The 18,631-nt window shown below is 70.6% G+C and carries 20 protein-coding genes; 13 read left to right on the top strand and 7 right to left on the bottom strand.

The features are described from left to right. Positions 1–6: 6 nt before the first annotated feature. Both ACIQJT_RS19595 and ACIQJT_RS19600 read right to left on the bottom strand, forming a co-directional pair. Entirely contained in the window at positions 7–435 is a 429-nt protein-coding gene (locus tag ACIQJT_RS19595) for an FMN-binding protein (protein ID WP_402645019.1), read from the bottom strand. Positions 436–455: 20 nt separating this feature from the next. Further along, positions 456–1,802, bottom strand: a complete 1,347-nt coding sequence (locus ACIQJT_RS19600; RefSeq protein ID WP_365457882.1) for a ferredoxin reductase family protein — start codon at positions 1,800–1,802, stop codon at positions 456–458. Positions 1,803–1,952: 150 nt separating this feature from the next. Here ACIQJT_RS19600 and ACIQJT_RS19605 point away from each other — a divergent pair, with 150 nt between their 5' ends. Together ACIQJT_RS19605 and ACIQJT_RS19610 are read left to right on the top strand one after the other, a co-directional pair. Beyond that, positions 1,953–2,693, top strand: a complete 741-nt coding sequence (locus tag ACIQJT_RS19605; protein ID WP_365457885.1) for a response regulator transcription factor — start codon at positions 1,953–1,955, stop codon at positions 2,691–2,693. Next, positions 2,690–4,132 (top strand): sensor histidine kinase, encoded by a 1,443-nt coding sequence (locus ACIQJT_RS19610; RefSeq protein WP_402645024.1) that lies wholly within the window; start codon positions 2,690–2,692, stop codon positions 4,130–4,132. The genes ACIQJT_RS19605 and ACIQJT_RS19610 overlap by 4 nt, the downstream gene beginning before the upstream one ends. A gap of 1 nt (position 4,133) precedes the next feature. Here ACIQJT_RS19610 and ACIQJT_RS19615 read toward each other — a convergent pair whose 3' ends face one another. Together ACIQJT_RS19615 and ACIQJT_RS19620 are read right to left on the bottom strand one after the other, a co-directional pair. After that, positions 4,134–4,721 carry a pyridoxamine 5'-phosphate oxidase family protein gene (locus ACIQJT_RS19615; protein WP_402645026.1) on the bottom strand — a complete coding sequence of 196 codons (588 nt, stop codon included), beginning with the start codon at positions 4,719–4,721 and terminating at the stop codon, positions 4,134–4,136. 121 nt (positions 4,722–4,842) lie between these two features. Continuing rightward, positions 4,843–5,709 carry a hypothetical protein gene (locus ACIQJT_RS19620; protein ID WP_402645028.1) on the bottom strand — a complete coding sequence of 289 codons (867 nt, stop codon included), beginning with the start codon at positions 5,707–5,709 and terminating at the stop codon, positions 4,843–4,845. A 218-nt stretch (positions 5,710–5,927) separates the two neighbouring features. On the opposite strand from ACIQJT_RS19620, the gene argH reads away from it, so the two are divergent. The 4 genes from argH (at position 5,928) to ACIQJT_RS19640 (ending at position 10,601) form a co-directional block, all read left to right on the top strand. Continuing rightward, positions 5,928–7,352: an argininosuccinate lyase gene (gene argH, locus ACIQJT_RS19625; protein WP_365457897.1), complete on the top strand. Its 1,425-nt coding sequence runs from the start codon at positions 5,928–5,930 to the stop codon at positions 7,350–7,352. A gap of 103 nt (positions 7,353–7,455) precedes the next feature. Further along, a complete protein-coding gene (locus tag ACIQJT_RS19630) occupies positions 7,456–8,427 on the top strand; it encodes an aldo/keto reductase (protein ID WP_402645031.1) in 972 nt (323 codons plus the stop codon). Positions 8,428–8,532: 105 nt separating this feature from the next. Next, entirely contained in the window at positions 8,533–9,081 is a 549-nt protein-coding gene (locus ACIQJT_RS19635; RefSeq protein ID WP_365457903.1) for a helix-turn-helix domain-containing protein, read from the top strand. Next, a complete protein-coding gene (locus ACIQJT_RS19640) occupies positions 9,078–10,601 on the top strand; it encodes an MFS transporter (protein ID WP_402645035.1) in 1,524 nt (507 codons plus the stop codon). The genes ACIQJT_RS19635 and ACIQJT_RS19640 overlap by 4 nt, the downstream gene beginning before the upstream one ends. Positions 10,602–10,694: 93 nt before the next feature. On the opposite strand, the gene ACIQJT_RS19645 is transcribed toward ACIQJT_RS19640, so the two are convergent. Then, a complete protein-coding gene (locus ACIQJT_RS19645; RefSeq protein ID WP_362660129.1) occupies positions 10,695–11,366 on the bottom strand; it encodes a lysophospholipid acyltransferase family protein in 672 nt (223 codons plus the stop codon). A gap of 371 nt (positions 11,367–11,737) precedes the next feature. Between ACIQJT_RS19645 and ACIQJT_RS19650 the strand changes: the two genes are divergently transcribed. The 3 genes from ACIQJT_RS19650 to ACIQJT_RS19660 all read left to right on the top strand — a co-directional run bounded on the left by ACIQJT_RS19650 (position 11,738) and on the right by ACIQJT_RS19660 (position 14,029). After that, positions 11,738–12,904 carry a glycerophosphodiester phosphodiesterase gene (locus ACIQJT_RS19650; protein WP_402645038.1) on the top strand — a complete coding sequence of 389 codons (1,167 nt, stop codon included), beginning with the start codon at positions 11,738–11,740 and terminating at the stop codon, positions 12,902–12,904. A gap of 75 nt (positions 12,905–12,979) precedes the next feature. Next, positions 12,980–13,486 carry a sigma-70 family RNA polymerase sigma factor gene (locus tag ACIQJT_RS19655; protein WP_402645041.1) on the top strand — a complete coding sequence of 169 codons (507 nt, stop codon included), beginning with the start codon at positions 12,980–12,982 and terminating at the stop codon, positions 13,484–13,486. Between the two features lie 45 nt (positions 13,487–13,531). After that, positions 13,532–14,029, top strand: a complete 498-nt coding sequence (locus ACIQJT_RS19660; protein ID WP_365457915.1) for a GNAT family N-acetyltransferase — start codon at positions 13,532–13,534, stop codon at positions 14,027–14,029. A 63-nt stretch (positions 14,030–14,092) separates the two neighbouring features. Here ACIQJT_RS19660 and ACIQJT_RS19665 read toward each other — a convergent pair whose 3' ends face one another. Next, complete coding sequence (locus tag ACIQJT_RS19665; protein ID WP_365457918.1) at positions 14,093–14,521, bottom strand: hypothetical protein; 429 nt, start codon at positions 14,519–14,521, stop codon at positions 14,093–14,095. After that, positions 14,502–14,861, bottom strand: a complete 360-nt coding sequence (locus ACIQJT_RS19670) for a hypothetical protein (RefSeq protein ID WP_365457921.1) — start codon at positions 14,859–14,861, stop codon at positions 14,502–14,504. Before ACIQJT_RS19670 ends, ACIQJT_RS19665 begins: the two co-directional genes overlap by 20 nt. A 69-nt stretch (positions 14,862–14,930) precedes the next feature. Between ACIQJT_RS19670 and ACIQJT_RS19675 the strand changes: the two genes are divergently transcribed. The 4 genes from ACIQJT_RS19675 to ACIQJT_RS19690 all read left to right on the top strand — a co-directional run bounded on the left by ACIQJT_RS19675 (position 14,931) and on the right by ACIQJT_RS19690 (position 18,551). Beyond that, entirely contained in the window at positions 14,931–15,581 is a 651-nt protein-coding gene (locus tag ACIQJT_RS19675) for an HAD family hydrolase (RefSeq protein ID WP_365457924.1), read from the top strand. 319 nt (positions 15,582–15,900) lie between these two features. Continuing rightward, a complete protein-coding gene (locus ACIQJT_RS19680) occupies positions 15,901–16,932 on the top strand; it encodes a methionine ABC transporter ATP-binding protein (RefSeq protein ID WP_402645046.1) in 1,032 nt (343 codons plus the stop codon). Beyond that, positions 16,929–17,654 carry a methionine ABC transporter permease gene (locus tag ACIQJT_RS19685; protein ID WP_402645048.1) on the top strand — a complete coding sequence of 242 codons (726 nt, stop codon included), beginning with the start codon at positions 16,929–16,931 and terminating at the stop codon, positions 17,652–17,654. The genes ACIQJT_RS19680 and ACIQJT_RS19685 overlap by 4 nt, the downstream gene beginning before the upstream one ends. A 66-nt stretch (positions 17,655–17,720) precedes the next feature. Next, complete coding sequence (locus ACIQJT_RS19690; protein WP_365457933.1) at positions 17,721–18,551, top strand: MetQ/NlpA family ABC transporter substrate-binding protein; 831 nt, start codon at positions 17,721–17,723, stop codon at positions 18,549–18,551. The last annotated feature ends 80 nt before the right edge of the window (positions 18,552–18,631 follow it).

The raw sequence follows: 18,631 nt of genomic DNA on the forward strand, positions 1-18,631 counted from the left end.
GTGTGTTCAGCGGTCCAGGGAGTCCAGCGCGGACTGGAGTGACTGGCGGTAACCGTCACTTGTGTACGTGGCTCCGGAGACCGTGTCGATGTCCGCGCTCTGGGCCGTGAGGGCCTCGGTCCGCAGCCGGGGCAGGGCGTAGCTGTTGATCTCCTGGTCCCGTGGATTGTCCGTCGGGTAGACGACCGCGGTCACGTCGGTGAGCTTGCCGTCCTTGACGGTGACGCGGACCTGTACGGGCCCCCAGCGGGTCTGCACCGAGTCGCCGGTGACGGTCCGGGTGCCCTGGACGGCGGGGGCGGTCGCGCCGGCGGACACGACGGCGGCCGGTGTGGTGTGCGGCTTCAGCGACAGCAGCAGCACCGTCCCGGAGATGGTCGCGGCGCTCGCCAGCACGATCCGGCGCAGCGGGTGGTTCTTCCTCAACGCGTGCATGTTCTACGGCCTCACAGCTCTCAGAGTTCGAACGACTCGTGGTGGATCCGGCGGTCCGGCACCCCGGCGGCGCGCAGCGCCTCGTACACCTCCCGGGCGAACCCGTGCGGCCCGCACAGGTAGACGTCCCGCCCGGCCAGGTCGTCGGGTACGGCGGCCCGCAGCAACTCGGCCGTCACACGCGGGCGTTGCCCGTCCGGTCCGTTGAGGAGGTAGTGCACCCGAGCCCCGCGCCACCGCGCGAGAGCCTCCAACTCCCCGCCCAGCGCCAGGTCTTCGACCGCGCGCGCCCGGTACAGGAGCGTGACCTCACCCGGTAGCGTCTCGAACAGGGCCCGCAGCGGGGTGATCCCGACACCGCCCGCGATCAGCAGCGACCTGGCCGAGGTCCGCCGGTCCCCGGTCAGCGAGCCGTACGGCCCCTCCGCCCACACGCGCGTGCCGGGCCGCAGCAGCGCCACGGCCGTACTGTGGTCGCCGAGCGCCTTGACCGTGATGCGCATGCGGTCGGGGCGGGGCGGGGCCGACAGGGAGTACGGCGTCGAGGTCCACCGCAGTCCGTCCGCGAGGAACCGCCAGCGGAAGAACTGCCCCGCCCGCGCGCCGAGTCGTTCCAGATCCCGGCCGCGCACGACCACGGACCACACGCCCCGCGCCTCCTGGTGCACCGACTCCACGCGCAGCCGGTGCCGCAGGTTCAGCCGCACCGGGGCGAGGACCCGGAACCACAGCACCAGGGCCGCCACGCCCAGGTACAGGACGTACCAGGGGACGGAGTGGCCCTGGAGGTCGCTGCCCAGGGCCAGTTGGTGACCGAAGGCGAGGAACACGGCCGCGTAGGTGAGGAGATGGACGTAGTACCAGAACTCGTGGCCCATCCGGCGCCGCACTGCCCGCGCGGAGGTGACGCCGACCGCGAGGAGGATCATGGAGCTGGCGGTCGCCTTGAGCATCTCCGGATAGTCCAGGACCACCGTGAGCGTCTCGTGCCACAGCGAGGCGCCGTCCTGGGCCGCGTACCCGGCGAGGATCAGCCCGATGTGCGCGAGCAGCAGGCAGACGGTGTACCGGCCGGCCATCGCGTGCCAGCGGGCCACCCGGTCCGACCCGATCCGCAGCTCCAGCAGCGGGACCCGCGCCATCAGACCCACCAGCACCGCGCAGGCGTACCCGCACAGCAGGCCGGCGATCCGCCCCGCCCCGGTCAGCCATCCGGCCACGCCGACCACGGACCCGGTGTCCGACCACCACAGGGCGATCACGGCCGCCGCCCCGGCCCACAGCAGGGCTAGCAGCGGCCCGGCCGGGGAGCGCCGGGGCGCGAACGGCACGGGCGGTGCCGCGGTCCGCTCGTACAGGGTGGTCATCTCGTGGGTCCTCTCTGCCGCCTGGTCGCCACTGTGCGGCCCGAACTTCTCAGGACGCTCTGAAACGGCACTCCGCAGAGCGCACTCAGAGAGAACTCAGAGCTTCTCCGGGCTCCCGCCGCCCCGGCCAGGGGCGATCCTGGAGAGGACATGAACACCGCACGCTCCGGCCGCCCCGCCCTCACCCGCCCCGACGGCACCCCCCTGCGCGTCCTCGTCGTGGACGACGACCCCGACCTCGCCGAGGTCCTCTCCGGCGCCCTGCGCTACGAGGGCTGGCAGGTCCGCTCGGCCGGCGACGGCGCCTCGGCGGTGACGGCCGCCCGGGAACTGCTGCCCGACGCCGTGGTCCTGGACGTGGTGCTCCCCGACACCGACGGCTTCGCCGTGCTGCGCGCCCTGCACACCGTGAAGCCGGACGTCTGCGTGCTCTTCCTGACCGCCCGGGACGCCGTCGAGGACCGCATCAAGGGCATCACGGCGGGCGGCGACGACTACGTCACCAAGCCCTTCAGCCTGGAGGAGGTCGTCGCCCGGCTGCGCGGACTGCTGCGCCGCGCGGGCATGGCCCGGCAGTTCGACGAGGGCCCCCGGCTGACCGTCGGCGACCTGGTCATGGACGAGGAGGCCCGCGAGGTCACCCGCGGCGGCGAGTTGATCGAACTGTCCCCGACCGAGTTCGAGCTGCTGCGCTTCCTCATGCGCAATCCGCGCCGTGTGCTCAGCAAGGCGCAGATCCTCGACCGGGTCTGGTCCTACGACTTCGGCGGCCGCGCCCATGTCGTCGAGCTGTACATCTCCTACCTGCGCAAGAAGGTGGACGCGGGCCGGGAGCCGATGATCCACACCGTGCGCGGGGCGGGCTACGTGATCAAGCCGGTGACGCCATGAGGGACCTCAGACCGCACAGCCTGCGGGCTCGACTCACCCTCGGCCTGGTGGTGCTGCTGGCGGTGGGCTGCGCCGCGGTCGGCGTCGCCGCGGTCCTCGGACTGAAGGGCTTCCTCACCAGCCGTCTCGACGAGCAGCTCACCGAGGCGGGGAACAGGTTCGCGGTCAGCCTCGAGCACGAGGGCGAGCCGCAGAAGGACGACCACGACGGCGACGAGCGCGCCGACACCCGCCGCCAGGCCACGGGCACGTTCGGTGCCCGGCTGGTGGACGGCACGGTCACCAACGCGGCCGTCGTCCGCTCCAGCGGCACCCTGAACGTCGACCTGAGCACCGGCGACCGGAAACGGCTCGCGGAGGTCGTACCCGACGGCCGCGGCCACAGCGTCGACCTCTCCGCCCTCGCCGACTACCGGGTGATCGCCACCCGCGGGCTGGACGGCGACGTCCTGATCACCGGGATGCCCCTGGAGCCCGTCGAGGCCACCGTCCACCGCCTGGAACTGGTCGCCGGGATCGTCTTCGGCGCCGCCCTCAGCGCCGCCGGGATCACGGGCGCCCTGTGGGTGCGCTGGTCCCTGCGCCCGCTCAGCCGGGTCGCCGCGACCGCCACCCGGGTCAGCGAACTCCCGCTCGCCAGTGGGGAGGTGGCCCTGCCGCCGCGCGCCCCCGAGTCCGATCCGCGCAGCGAGGTGGGCCAGGTGGCCGGCGCCTTCAACCGCATGCTCGGCCACGTCGAGGACGCCCTCACCAAACGCCACGCCAGTGAGGAACGGCTGCGCAGCTTCGCCGCCGACGCCAGCCACGAACTGCGCACCCCGGTAGCCTCGGTACGCGGTCACGCCGAACTCGCCCTGCTGCACCCGGGCCCGCTGCCGGCCGAGATCACCCGGGCCCTGGAACGCATCGCAGCCGAGTCGACCCGCATGGGCGCCATGGTCGACGACCTCCTCCTGCTGGCCCGCCTGGACGCGGGGCGCCCCCTGGAGACCGCCCCCGTCGACCTCACCCGCTTGGTCCTGGACGCCCTCACGGACGTGCGGGCCACGGGCTCCGGCCACCGCTGGGAACTGGACCTGCCCGAGGACCCGGTCACGGTGACCGGCGACGAGCACCGCCTCCACCAGGTCCTGGCCAATCTGTTGTCCAACGCCCGGCTGCACACCCCGGCCGGCACGAAGGTGACGGTGACCCTGGAGCGGGATGGCACCGCGGCCCTGCTCAAGGTCCACGACGACGGTCCCGGCATCCCCGCGGAAATCCTCCCCGGCGTCTTCGAACGCTTCACCCGCGCCGACCGCAGCACCAAGGCGCAGACCGGCGGCGCGGGCCTCGGCCTGTCGATCGTGGCGGCGGTGGTGGAGGCGCACGGGGGAAGCGTGGGGGTGGACAGCGAGCCGGGTTCGACGACCTTCACCGTCAGGTTCGGCAGGGGATGAGTCAGACCACCGACGGCGGCAACGGCAAGGGCAGCCCGGGCAGGCCGTCCAGGCTCGTCGCGATGTGCTCCTTCTTGGCGAAGTACGCGCTGAGCGACTCGTCGTCCTCGCGCGCGAACCGCCTGCCGTGCAGTTCGCGGTCGCTCTCGTACGCCATGTACGGCACCGCGTAACCGCAGGAGTCGCGGACCAGTTCGGCCGTCACGACGATGATCGCCCGCAGTCCGTGGACGCTCGGGTCGATGTCCGGGAAGCGGGCGAGCAGTTCCCCGAAGCGCGGGTCGTCCCGGAAGACCGGCTCACCGCGCCCGTGCACCCGGACGATGTTCGGCGGTCCCTGGAACGCGCACCACATGAGGGTGATCCGGCCGTTCTCCCGCAGATGCGCGACCGTCTCCGCGTTGGATCCGGCGAAGTCGAGGTAGGCCACGGTGAGTTCGTCGAGGATCGCGAAGGAGCCGCGCAGGCCCTTGGGGGAGAGGTTGACCGTGCCCTCCCCGGACAGAGGGGCGGTCGCGGTGAAGAAGAGGGGCTGCGCCTCGATGAAGGAGCGGAGCCGGCCGTCTATGCGCTCATAGGTCTTTCCCATGTCTAAGCATTATGGGCGGAAACCTTTTGCCTGTCTAAGGAATTCGGGCATCCACTTGCGCGGACATGCCCGTGGCCGCCCCGGCCGGCGCTCACACGGGGCGGCCACAGCGCCTGTCACGTCACTTGGTGAGCGTGCAGGCGGCCAGGGAGTCGAGGCCCTGCGGCTTGGCGGCGGTGCGGCCGATCGAGATGGCGATGCGGTCGATGGTCGACTTCCGCTTGTCGGCCAGCGGGCCGAGGATGGCGTTGTTGACGAAGTTGGGTCCGCCCTGGCCGACGGTGTCGACGAGCCGCTTGTTGGCCTCGTCGATCTGGGTCTGGAGGAGGGTGAGGTTGCGGGTGACCTCCGCCTGCGCGGAGGCCGGGATCGCGGGCAGCTTCGAGGCCACGTCCGGGCACGTGATCGTGCCGGCGGCGGTCGCGGCGTTGCCTCCGGCGTTGGCGTTGTTGTTGCCGGCATTGCCGTTCGCGTTGCCGTTCCCCTGGCCCGCGCCGGCGTTGCCGCCCGCGTTGCCGGTGTTGCCGCCGGCCGCGCCGGCGCCGTTCAGCGTGCAGGGTGCGAGCGCGTCCAGGCCGGTCGGCTTGGCCGCCGTACGGCCGATGGCCGTGGCGATGCGGTTGACCGTGGCCACGCGCTTGTCCTTCAGCGGGCCGAGAATGGCGTTGTTGACGAAGTTGGGTCCGCCCTGGCCGACGGTGTCGACGAGCCGCTTGTTGGCCTCGTCGATCTGGGTCTGGAGGAGGGTGAGGTTGCGGGTGACCTCCGCCTGCGCGGAGGCGGGGATCGCGGGCAGCTTCGAGGCCACGTCCGGGCAGGTGATGCTGCCGGGGGACGCGAGGGTCCGGGCGGTGGCGTTGCCGTTGCCCTTGGAGGTCTCCCCGGCGAGGGCGGTGCCGGCGACGATCGCCCCGGTCAGTGCCACGGCGGCGGCGCCGCCGATGATCGCCACGCGGCGCTTGTTGTACTTCGGAAGAGCCCTGGACATGCGGATGCCTCACTCGGGGTCGGGGTGGTCTTCGGTGACAAACGCGGCGCCTGCGTTCGGCGTGGAATACGGGCAAGCGGTTTCTGGTGTTCAAAGGCACCGCAAATTCTCCGCGTTCTCCGGATCTTGAGGGGACGCCCCGGCCCGGATTGACGAATCATGCAGGACTCTGCATAATCATGCATGACGATGGAGCGCAGCGGTGAGGAGCAACGCAAGTGAGCAGCAACAGCGGTGACGTCCGGCTCTGGGGCGGTCGTTTCGCCGACGGTCCCGCCGAGGCGCTGGCGAAGCTGTCCGCGTCCGTCCACTTCGACTGGCGGCTCGCGCCGTACGACATCGCCGGTTCGCGTGCCCACGCGCGCGTGCTGCACAAGGCGGGCCTGCTGAGCGACGACGAGCTCCAGCGCATGCTCGCCGGGCTCGACCGGCTCGAAGCCGACGTGGCCGACGGCTCCTTCGTGGGCACGATCGCCGACGAGGACTGCCACACGGCCCTGGAGCGCGGCCTGCTGGAGCGCGTCGGTGCCGACCTCGGCGGCAAACTGCGCGCCGGCCGTTCCCGCAACGACCAGATCGCCACCCTCTTCCGCATGTACCTGCGGGACCACGCCCGGATCATCGGCGGTCTGATCGCCGAGCTCCAGGACGCGCTGATCGGCCTGGCGGAGGCCCACCCGGACGTGGCGATGCCCGGCCGTACCCACCTCCAGCACGCCCAGCCGGTGCTGTTCGCCCACCACGTCCTGGCCCACGTGCAGTCCCTGTCCCGGGACGCCGAGCGGCTGCGCCAGTGGGACGAGCGCACGGCGGTCTCGCCGTACGGCTCGGGCGCCCTGGCCGGTTCCTCGCTGGGCCTGGACCCGGAGGCGGTCGCGAAGGAACTCGGCTTCGAGCACGGGTCGGTCGGCAACTCCATCGACGGCACGGCCTCCCGCGACTTCGTCGCGGAGTTCGCCTTCATCACCGCGATGATCGGCGTCAACCTCTCCCGGATCGCCGAGGAGGTCATCATCTGGAACACGAAGGAGTTCTCCTTCGTGACCCTGCACGACGCGTTCTCCACGGGCTCGTCGATCATGCCGCAGAAGAAGAACCCGGACATCGCCGAGCTGGCGCGCGGCAAGTCCGGCCGCATGATCGGCAACCTGACGGGCCTGATGGCCACGCTCAAGGCCCTGCCCCTCGCCTACAACCGCGACCTCCAGGAGGACAAGGAGCCCGTCTTCGACTCCTGCGACCAGCTGGAGGTCCTGCTCCCCGCCTTCACGGGCATGATGGCCACCCTCACGGTCAACCGCGAGCGCATGGAGGAACTGGCCCCGGCCGGCTTCTCGCTCGCCACCGACATCGCCGAGTGGCTGGTCAAGCAGGGCGTCCCGTTCCGTGTGGCCCACGAGGTCGCCGGCGAGTGCGTCAAGGCGGCGGAGGCCGAGGGCAAGGAGCTGAACGACCTGACGGACGAGCAGTTCGCCAAGATCAGCGCCCACCTGACTCCCGAGGTGCGGACCGTCCTCAACGTCCCCGGCGCCCTGGCCTCCCGCAACGGCAGGGGCGGCACGGCCCCGAGCGCGGTGGCGATCCAGCTGGCAGAGGTGAAGAGGGACCTGGCAGCGCAACACCGGTGGGCAGAACGCGGTTAGGGGCGCGGGGAACAGCGCGAGCGACCACAACGCTCCCGCGCCCGCCGAAACACCCACACCCCACCCCCTGAGGCGCATGGGCATGCCGAGTTACGTTGTCGGCATGCCCTTCGCCCGCCTCACCACAGCAACCACCCCCACCTGCCACATCGGTCTCGGCCTCGCCGCAGTAGGCCGCCCCGGCTACATCAACCTGGGCCGGGACGAGGACCTGGGAGACGACCGGAGTGTCGAGACGCTACGGACCCGCACCCACGAACTCCTCGACGCCGCCTACGCCCAGGGCGTCCGTTACTTCGACGCGGCCCGCTCCTACGGCCGCAGCGAGGAGTTCCTCGCCGACTGGCTCGGCAGGAACCCCCGCATCGACGATGTGGTCATCGGCAGCAAGTGGGGCTACACCTACACCGCCGGCTGGACCACCGACGCCGAGCACCACGAGGTCAAGGACCACAGCGTCCGGACGTACGACCGTCAGCGCGCCGAGACCGCCGAACTGCTCGGCGACCGCCTCGACCTGTACCAGATCCACTCGGTGACCCCGGACAGTCCGGCCCTCACCGACAAGGAGCTGCACGCGCGGCTCGCCGAGGCGGCCGCCCAGGGCACCACGATCGGCTTCTCCACCAGCGGTCCCGCCCAGGCGGACGCCATCCGCGCCGCACTGGAGGTGACCGTCGACGGTGAACCCCTCTTCCGTACCGTCCAGTCGACGTACAACGCCCTGGAGACCTCGGCCGGCCCGGCTCTCGCGGAGGCCCACGACGCCGGCCTGACGGTGATCGTCAAGGAAGGCATGGCCAACGGCAGGCTCGCCGGACCGCACGCGCCCGACGCCCTGAAGGCCGTCGCCGAGGAGACGTCACTCGGCTGCGACGCGGTGGCACTCGCCCTCGTCCTCCGGCAGCCCTGGGCCGGAGTGGTCCTGTCCGGAGCCGCCACGACCCGTCAGCTCGCGTCCAACCTGCACGCGGCCGTCGTGGACCTGGACGAGGAGCAGCTCTCCCGGCTGGCGGCGCTGGCCGAGGAGCCGGCCGCGTACTGGGCGCACCGGGCCGGCCTTCCCTGGCACTGACGACAATCCTGATCAACGGCCGCAGCGGGAAAGGCCGCGCCCGCAGGTTGAGACATCCGTGCCCATCTTGAGACATGGATGTCTCAAGTGGGTTATGGTTGTCTCATGGCTGTCGATCGTGACCACGTGCTGCGCAGCGCCGCGGCCCTGCTGACCCGCAAGTCCACCTCGACCATGGACGAGGTCGCCAAGGCCGCCGGGATCAGCCGGGCCACCCTGCACCGCCACTTCTCGGGCCGGGACGCGCTCGTCCGGGCGCTGGAGGAACACGGCATCGCCGAGTGCGAGGCGGCGCTGGACGCCGCCCGCCTCGACGAGGGGTCCGCGAGTGACGCCGTCCGCCGGCTCGTGCGGGAGATCGAGCCGGCCGCGGGCCTGCTGGCCTTCCTCTACGGCGAGAACGAACTCTGGGAGGACGGCGGGAGCGACCCGTGGTCCCGACTGGACCAACGGATCGCCGCCCTGTTCGCGCGCGGACAGGGGAACGGCGAGTTCCGCATCGACCTCACCCCGGCCTGGCTCACCGAAGCGCTCTACGGACTCGTCGCCTCGTGCGCCTGGGCCACCCAGGCGGGCCGCGTGGCCCCCAAGGACTTCACCCACATGGTCACCGAGCTGCTGCTCGGTGGCGCTCTACGGAGAGAGGAATCATGACCAGCACCCTGCGGCCGGCGACCACGACCGAGGCGGTGAAGCGTCCCGGCCGCTGGCTCGCGCTGTCCGTCCTGGTGCTCGCCGTGCTGCTGGTGGCCGTCGACGCGACCGTCCTCGGCCTCGCGACCCCCTACATCAGCGAGGACCTCAGGCCGACCGGGACCCAGCTCCTGTGGATCGGTGACGTCTACTCGTTCGTCATCGCGGGCCTGCTGGTGTCGATGGGCAGCCTCGGCGACCGCATCGGCCGCAAGCGGATCCTGCTCCTGGGCGCGACGGCGTTCGGCGCGGTGTCGATCCTCAACGCCTACGCGACGACACCGGAGTTGATGATCCTGGCGCGGGCGCTGCTCGGCGTCGCCGGAGCGACCCTCATGCCCGCCACCCTGGCCCTGATCCGCAACCTCTTCCACGACCCGCGCGAGCGCAGCCTCGCCGTGGGCGTCTGGGGCGCCACCGCCTCCGCCGGTACCGCGATCGGCCCGATCGTCGGCGGCTTCCTCCTCGAACACTTCTGGTGGGGCTCGGTCTTCCTGATCAACCTGCCGGTGATGGCCGTCCTGGTCCTCGTCGGCGTCAAGCTGCTCCCCGAGTCGCGCAACCCGGATCCGGGCCCCTGGGACATGATCAGTGTCGCCCTGTCCCTCGTCGGCATGATCGCCGTGGTCTACGCGGTCAAGGAAGCCGCCTCGCACGGCGTCGGGTGGGAGCCGCTCGCGGTGGGCCTCCTCGGTGCGGCGGCCCTCTGGGCCTTCGTCCGCCGCCAGTTGACCCTCCCGACCCCGCTCCTCGACATGCGCCTCTTCCGCAACCGCGGTTTCAGCGGCGCCGTCCTGGCCGACCTGCTGACCGTCCTCGGCCTCTCCGGCCTGGTCTTCTTCCTCTCCCAGTACCTCCAACTGGTCCAGGGCAGGCGCCCGTTGGAGGCGGGCCTGGCGGAACTCCCCGCGGCGGTGGGCGCGGTGGCGGCGGGGCTGGTCGCGGGCACGGTCGCCCGCCGCTGGTCGGTACGCGCCGTCGTCTCCGGCGGCCTCGCGGCCATCGGCCTGGCGCTGGCCTCCCTCACCCTGCTCGACGAGTCCACGGGCTACCCGATGCTGGGCGCGGCCCTGCTGCTGGTCGGCGTGGGCGCGGGTTTCTCCTTCACGGTGACGGCGGACGTGATCCTGTCGAGCGTCCCGAAGGAACAGGCGGGCGCGGCGTCGGCGGTCTCCGAGACGGCGTACGAACTGGGCGCGGCCCTGGGCATCGCCGTACTGGGCTCGATCGTGACGGGCGTCTACCGGGGCTTCGCGGCTCCGGCGGGCACCCCGCAGGGGGCGCACGAATCGCTGGGCGGCGCGGTGGAGGCGGCGTCCGGACTGCCGTCGCACACGGCTGAGGACCTGCTGACGTCAGCCCGGGAAGCCTTCGTAAACGGTCTCACCATCGCCGCGGGCGCGGGAGCGGCGGTCCTGCTCGCAACATCGGTCGCAGCCTGGTTCATGCTGAGGAACCAACGGCTGGACAAGGGCTTTTAAGGGCGGGGCTGTGTCCGAGTGCGGCCCTGCCGCGCGGACGTGACCAGCCCCCGTGCACCCGCCCTGCACAACGAACCGACTACGACGAACCGACTACGCGGCCTTCGCCTTCGTGGCGTACATGTCCACGTACTCCTGTCCCGACAGCCGCATGACCTCGGTCATCACCGAGTCGGTCACGGCCCGCAGCACATACCGGTCGCGGTCCATCCCGTCGTAGCGGGAGAACTCCATCGCCTCGCCGAACCGGACCGTGACCCGACCGGGCCGGGGCATCCCCGCCCCGCCCGGCTGGAGCTTGTCCGTGCCGATCATCGCGAAGGGGACGACGGGCGCGCCCGTCATCAGCGTCAGACGGGCGATGCCGGTACGGCCCCGGTACAGCCGGCCGTCGGGCGACCGCGTCCCCTCGGGGTAGATCCCGAAGACCTTCCCCTCCTCCAGGACCCGCCGCCCGGTCATCAGCGCGGCCACGCCGCCCCGGCCGCCGTCGCGGTCCACCGGGATCATGCCGACACCGGTGAAGAACCACGCCATGAGTCGGCCCTTGAGGGTCTTCCCGGTGACGTACTCGTCCTTGCCGATGAAGAACACCTGCCGGTCGCAGACCAGCGGAAGGATCATCGAGTCGATGAAGGTGAGGTGGTTGCCGGCCAGGATGACGGGACCGTCACCCGGGATGTGCTCCGCGCCCTCCACCTGTGGGCGGAACATCAGGCGCATGATCGGTCCGAGCACTGCCTTGATGAGCGCGAAGCGGGACAACGGGCCCTCCGGTGTCAAGAGAACGGCCAGGGAAACTGTATGAGTCTGTGCAGGTGAGGACATTACTCGCGGCTCGGGGGGTCGTGCACATCGGGCGCCCGGGGTTCACCGAGGTCTTACGCACTGTTGACACTCGTTTACCTGCGGATGGACCCCGTCTCCTCCCGGAAACCCGGGCGGAACGGTGTGACGGAGGTCGCCCCGCCGGACGCGTACCCCGGCTCTCCGCCCTGAAGCCGACGAACCATCAGACATCTGTTCCCATACGACATCACGCGTCACCCGCGTGTTCCGCCGGAGGTCTCCCGCCCGTCACGGACCCGGACCTACGATCGGCCCGCACCGAAGAGGCGACGGCAGGAGGGGTCCACATGGGATCGCAGGACGAGCACACGGACGGCACCGGACGGCGGGCACTTCTGGGGGCCGCGATGTTCGGCGCCGGGGGAGCGGTCCTCGGCCTGTCGGGTACGGCGAGAGCCGCGACAGCGGGATCGGCCGGGCACGGCGGCGGCCTGAAGAGTCTGCCGGTGCCGACGGTCATCGGTCACCGGGGTGCCAGCGGCTACCGCCCCGAGCACACCTTCGGCTCCTACCAGCTCGCTCTCGACATGGGCGCGGACATCGTCGAGGCCGGAGACCTCGTCCCCACCCGGGACGGGCACCTCGTCTGCCGGCACGAGCCGGAGATCGGCGGCACGACCGACGTCGCCGACCACAAGGAGTTCGCCGACCGGAAGAAGACCAAGGTCCTCGACGGGGTCTCCACCACCGGCTGGTTCACCGAGGACTTCACGCTCGCCGAGCTCAAGAGGCTCCGCGCGATCGAGCGCATCCCGGCCAACCGCCCGCACAACACGCTCTACAACGGCCGCTGGGAGATCCCCACCTTCGAGGAGGTCCTCAGGTGGCAGGACGAGCAGACCCGCAGGCGCGGCAAGCAGGTGTGGATCTACCCCGAGACCAAGCACCCCACCTACTTCCGCAAGCTCGGCCTGGGCCTGGAGGAGCGGGTCGCCAAGCTCCTGCACAAGCACGGCAAGGACCGGCGGAACTCCCCGGTCATCCTCCAGTCCTTCGAGCCGACCAGCATCCAGCGCCTGAACAAGCTGGTCGACAACCCGCTGGTCGTCCTGTTGTCCGGCGCGAACACCCGCCCCTGGGACTTCGTCGAGACGGGCGACCCGCGCACGGTCGCCGACCTCGTCACCCCCAAGGGCCTGCGGGAGATAGCGGGCTACGCCCAGGGCATCGGCCCCACCCTCGACCTGGTCATCACCAGGAAGGCGGACGGCAGCCTGGACAAGGAGACCACCCTGGTCGCCGACGCCCACAAGGTAGGGCTGATCCTGCACCCCTACACCATGCGCAACGAGAACCCCTTCCTGCCGGCCGAGTACCGCAAGGGCACGGACGCGGACGCCTACGGTGACGCCTTCGGCGCCTTCAAGAGGTACTTCGCCACCGGCATCGACGGCGTCTTCACCGACAACCCGGACACCGGCCTCCTCGCCCGCCAGGACTTCGTCAACGGCTGAGCCGGCGGCCCCCGATCGAGCTCACTTGCGGCCGCCCGGGCAACCCACGACCCGGGCGGCCGTGTCGTACCGCATATGACGCTCGACCTGGTCACCACCCTGCGACCCCTGCTCACCGCCGAGGCATCCGCGGAGGCACATGCCTCCGGAACGGAACCGGCCGACCTGGAGCAGGCGGTCTGGCTCCGCCTCCTGGAACGCCTGGAGACCCAGGGGCCGCCCCTCGACCCGCCCGGCTGGCTCCGCCGTGCCGTCCGCTCCGAGTCCCGCCGCAGCCGCCGTACGACCCGCCTCGAACGGCCCTACGCCACCGAGCCCGCGGCCGACGGCGAGCGCACCCCCGAACAGCTCACCCTCGCCGCCGCCCGGCGCACGGCCCTGCACGACGCGGTGCGCCGCCTGCCCGGTCGCTGCCCCTCCCTCATGGCGGCCCTCCTCTCGCCGAGGGACCTCACCTACCGCGAGATCGCGGGGGAGTTGGGTATCTCACAGGGCAGTCTCGGCCCGGAACGTTCCAGATGCCTGGGATGTCTTCGCCGATTGCTGTCACCGGAGGTTGCGACCCGTCGGGCGCGGGGATAGGAGTGGGGGACAACAGGCGATCAGGTGAGCGGGAGGCGTGCGCACATGGGCATGAGCGTGACCATCTCTGCGGCGGCCGAGCAGGACGCGGAGCAGATCTTCAGGCTGCAGTACCTGTGCTTCCAGAGTGAGGCGGCGCTGTACGGCAACTACCGCATCGATCCGCTCGTCCAGACCCTGGACTCGGTCCGCGCGGAGGTGGCCTCGGACTGTGTCTTCGTGGCCCGCCTGGGAGACGAGGTGGTCGGCTCGGTCCGCGGCCGCGTCACCGAGGACGGCTCCGCCGCCATCGGCAAACTCTGCGTCCACCCCCGCCTTCAGGGCCACGGCATCGGGGCCCGTCTCCTCCGGGCAGCCGAGTCCGCCCTCGCCGAGGAGCGCGGCGCCACCAGCTTCCGCCTCTTCACCGGCCACCGCAGCGAGGGCAACCTCCGCCTCTACCGCAAGGTCGGCTACCAGACGGTCGGCACGTCGAAGGGTGCCGACGGCGTGGAGATGATCGTCCTGGAGAAGCCCGCGGGCGCGTACGCGGCCACCGCGTGATCTTCTAGGGGCGCGGGGAACTGCGCGACCAGCCACCACCGGCCGGATGCCGCCCGACACACCTCAGGCGGCATCCCCCTGGGTCGCACCCTTCCGAAGCCAGTAGATGGCCGACAGGGGAAGCAGCACGGGGATGAACAGATACCCCATCCCGAAGTCCGACCACACGGTCGCATCCGGAAACGCGGACGGTTCGATCAACGTCCACGTGCCCACGGTCAGCACCCCCACCAGCTCGGCCCCGCAGCAGGCGAGCGCCACTTTGCGGGCCGTCTCGCCACCCCGCACGAGTGTGTAGGTGATGAATCCGTAGACCACCCCCGCCACCGCGGACAGCGAATACGCCAGCGGCGCCCGGTCGAACTCGGTGGAGATCTGGTACGCCGACCTCGACACCGCTCCCACGACCATCACGCCGTACAGCCACACCAGCAACGTCCCGGGCCCACTGGTCAGCCGTCGCCGACTCACCTCAGCCTCCCCAGATGTCATAGAGCCGCACCTCCAGAACGGCCAGCACCACACCGCCGGCGGCGACCGTCACCGACCCCCACCGCGTCCGCTCCGCGAGCGACATGAACCCCGCCGCGGGCACGCACGCGAACGCCCCCAGCAGATAGGCGACGAAGATCGTCGTGCCCTGCTCCGGCTTCTCGCCCCGCGCGAGCTGCACGATCCCGACCACGAGCTGGACCAGTGCCAGCACCGACACCACGGCCATCCCGATGAAGTGCCAGTCCTTGGTGGGCTCGTCACGGTAGGCGGCCCAGCCGCACCAGGCGGCCAGCAGCAGCGCGGCGACGCCGGTCACCAGCGTCAGGGCATCGAACATGCGGCGAGCCTATTACGGCCCATAAGACCTGAGGCGGCCGACCCCGCACCGCACCGTAGGGTCGACGACATGAAGATCCATGCCGAAGCCCTCCTGTTCGACAACGACGGAACCCTCGTCTCCTCCCTGGAATCGGTCCACCGCTGCTGGACGCGCTGGGCCGGGGAGTACGGCATCACCGCAGAGGAGTTCGCCCGGGTCGAACTGCACGGACGTACGGCCGCGGAGATAGCCGCCGACCTGCTGCCCGCCCACGTGGTACCGGCGGCCGTCGCGCGGATCGAGGAACTGGAGGTGGAGGACGTGCCCAACGGCGGTGTCCATCTGCTCCCAGGGACCCGGGCCTTCCTCGGCTCCCTGCCTGCCGACCGCTGGGCCGTCGTCACCTCCGCCACCCGCCGGCTCGCCGAGGCCCGTCTCGAAGCCGTCGGCATCCTCCCCAAGACCCTGGTCGCCGCCGACGACGTGACCCGCGGCAAGCCCGACCCCGAGCCCTATCTGCTCGCCGCCCGCGAACTCGGTGTCGACCCGGCCCGCTGTGTGGTCCTCGAGGACGCTCCCGCCGGTCTGCGCGCCGGCCGTGCCGCCGGGATGACCACCGTGGCGTTGACCACAACCCACCAGGCCCACGAGCTCGACGCCGACCTGGTGGTCGAGGACCTGTCGGCCCTGTCGGCCCAGGTCACCGCCGCCGGCGTGGAGATCTCCGTCCGGGCCTGAGACCTGTCCACCGCTGTCCGCCATTCGGACAGCGGGTTCTTGGTCGCTCCCATACGTCTGCTTTACTGATCGCATGACCACGACGAGCTGCCGCACCCTTGCGACCGAGGCGACCATGACGCCCGGTGCTCGTTGTATGTGTCGAATGTGCGCCTGTTAGAGGGCCCCCGCACCACCTCTGAGCCTCGCGCCCCGAAGCGAGCCGCCCCGGCACGTCCGTACGCCGTGAACGCCGTACGTGACCCATGTGCCCGCGCACGACTTCTCTCCCGTACCAGGGCACACCCACGCCCGGGTACTCGACAGTGACGGAATCCCAGTGATCACGACAACAGGCCTGACCAAGGTCTACCGCTCGCGCGGCCGTGAGGTCACCGCCCTGGACGGCGTCGATCTGCACGTCCGCGAAGGCGAGGTGTACGGCGTCATCGGCCAGTCCGGCGCCGGAAAGTCCTCCCTCATCCGCTGCGTCAACCTGCTGGAGCGCCCCACCGCCGGCACCGTGACCGTCGACGGACAGGACCTCACCGCCCTCGCCGGCCGCGGCCCGCGCGCCGGCAAGGAGCTGCGGCGGGCGCGCAGCCGTATCGGCATGGTCTTCCAGCACTTCAACCTGCTGTCCACCCGGACCGTGCAGGACAACGTCGAGCTGCCCCTGGAGATCCTCGGCAAGTCCGGCAAGGAGCGCTCCCGCAAGGCACTCGAACTCCTCGACCTCGTCGGGCTGGCCGACAAGGCCAAGGCGTACCCCGCCCAGCTCTCCGGCGGCCAGAAGCAGCGCGTCGGCATCGCCCGGGCCCTGGCCGGCGACCCCAAGGTGCTGCTGTCCGACGAGGCCACCAGCGCCCTCGATCCCGAGACCACCCGCTCGATCCTCCAGCTGCTGCGCGACCTGAACCGGCAGCTCGGCCTGACCGTCCTGCTCATCACCCACGAGATGGACGTCGTGAAGTCGATCTGCGACTCGGCGGCCCTGATGGAGAACGGCCGCATCGTCGAGTCCGGCACGGTCAGCGAACTGCTCGCGACCCCCGGCTCCGAGCTGGCCTCCGCGCTCTTCCCCGTCGGCGGGGACGCCACCGGTGCGGACCGGACCGTCGTCGACGTCACCTTCCACGGCGAGGCGGCCACCCAGCCCGTCATCTCCCAGCTCTCGCGCACCTACAACATCGACATATCGATCCTCGGTGCCGCCATCGACACCGTCGGCGGCCTCCAGGTCGGCCGGATGCGCATCGAACTGCCCGGCCGCTACGAGGACAACGTGGTGCCGGTCGGCTTCCTGCGCGAACAGGGCCTGCAGATCGATGTCGTCTCCGAGCACGAGCCGGTGAAGGAAGGTGCCAAGTGACCTGGTCCGAGATGCAGCCCCTGCTGGAGCAGGCGTGTTGGGACACCCTCTACATGGTGGGCTGGTCCACGCTCATCGCCGTCGTGGGCGGCCTGCCGCTCGGTGTCCTGCTCGTCCTCACCGACCGGGGCGGACTCCTCCAGAACGTCGTCGCCAACAAGGTCATCGGGCAGGTCGTGAACGTCGCCCGCTCGATGCCGTTCATCATCCTGATGGTGGCGCTGATGGGCTTCACCCGCTCGATCACCGGCACGACCATCGGCCGTGAGGCCGCCATCGTGCCGCTCGCCATCGGCGCGATCCCGTTCTTCGCGCGCCTCGTCGAGACGGCGGTCCGCGAAGTGGACGGCGGCCTGGTCGAGGCCGTCCAGTCGATGGGCGGCAACACCTGGACGATCGTCCGCAAGGTCCTCGTCCCCGAGGCCCTGCCCTCGCTGATCGCCAGCACCACCACCACGATCGTCGCCCTCATCGGCTACTCCGCGATGGCCGGCACGGTCGGCGCCGGCGGCCTCGGCGACATCGCCATCCGCTACGGCTACCAGCGCTTCGAGACCCAGCTGATGTGGATCACCGTCGCGGTCCTCGCCGTCGTCATCTCGCTCATCCAGTTCGCCGGCGACTACGCGGCCCGCTCGCTGTACGGCCGGGGCGGACGCTCCGGACCCGCGCCGAAACTCCGTCTGCTGAAGGCCTCCACGGCGGACACCAAGACCGTCTGACGCGCTCCCAGATCTCCCGTGCACCCGTTCACGGGGTCACTGCACCCAAAAGGAAAGGCACTTTTCGTGCGTAACACCGCAAAGCTCAGCACCGCCGTCCTCGCCGCCGGAGCCCTCGCCCTCGGGCTCAGCGCCTGCGGTTCGTCCGACTCCGACTCCGCCTCCGACACCAGCGGACCGCTGGTCGTCGCCGCGAGCCCCACCCCGCACGCCGAGATCCTGAACTACGTCAAGGAGAACCTGGCGAAGAAGGCGGGCCTAGACCTGGAGGTCAAGGAGTTCACGGACTACGTGACCCCGAACACGGCGACCGAGGACGGCTCGGTCGACGCCAACTACTTCCAGAACCAGCCCTACCTCGACGACTTCAACAAGAAGCGCGGCACCCACATCGTGCCCGTCGTCACGGTCCACCTGGAGCCGCTCGGCCTCTACAGCCACAAGGTCAAGAGCGCCGACGCCCTCAAGAGCGGCGCGACGATCGCGGTCCCGAACGACAGCGTCAACGAGGCCCGCGCCCTCAAGCTCCTCGACGCCAACGGGATCATCACGCTGAAGGACGGCGTGGGCAACGAGGCGACCCCCTCGGACATCGCCAAGAACCCGAAGAACCTGAAGTTCAAGGAGCTGGAGGCGGCCCAGACCCCGCGCTCCCTCGACGACGTCGACGCGGCCGTCATCAACGGCAACTACGCCATCGAGGCCGACCTCAAGCCCGCCTCGGACGCCCTCGTCCTGGAGTCCGCCGACAACAACCCGTACGGCAACTTCCTCGCGGTCAAGGAGGGCAACGAGGACGACCCGCGGGTGAAGAAGCTCGCCAAGCTGCTCACCTCCCCCGAGGTCAAGAAGTTCATCCAGGACAAGTACGCCGGCTCGGTCATCGCCTCCTTCTGAACGGCGCGAGGCCGCAGGCGCGTATACGACGTATCGCCACGCACGGGGTCCACTCGTTCACCATGTGTGGACCCCGTGAT

It is taken from the genome of Streptomyces sp. NPDC091972 (genome assembly GCF_044756385.1).
Lineage (GTDB): Bacteria > Actinomycetota > Actinomycetes > Streptomycetales > Streptomycetaceae > Streptomyces.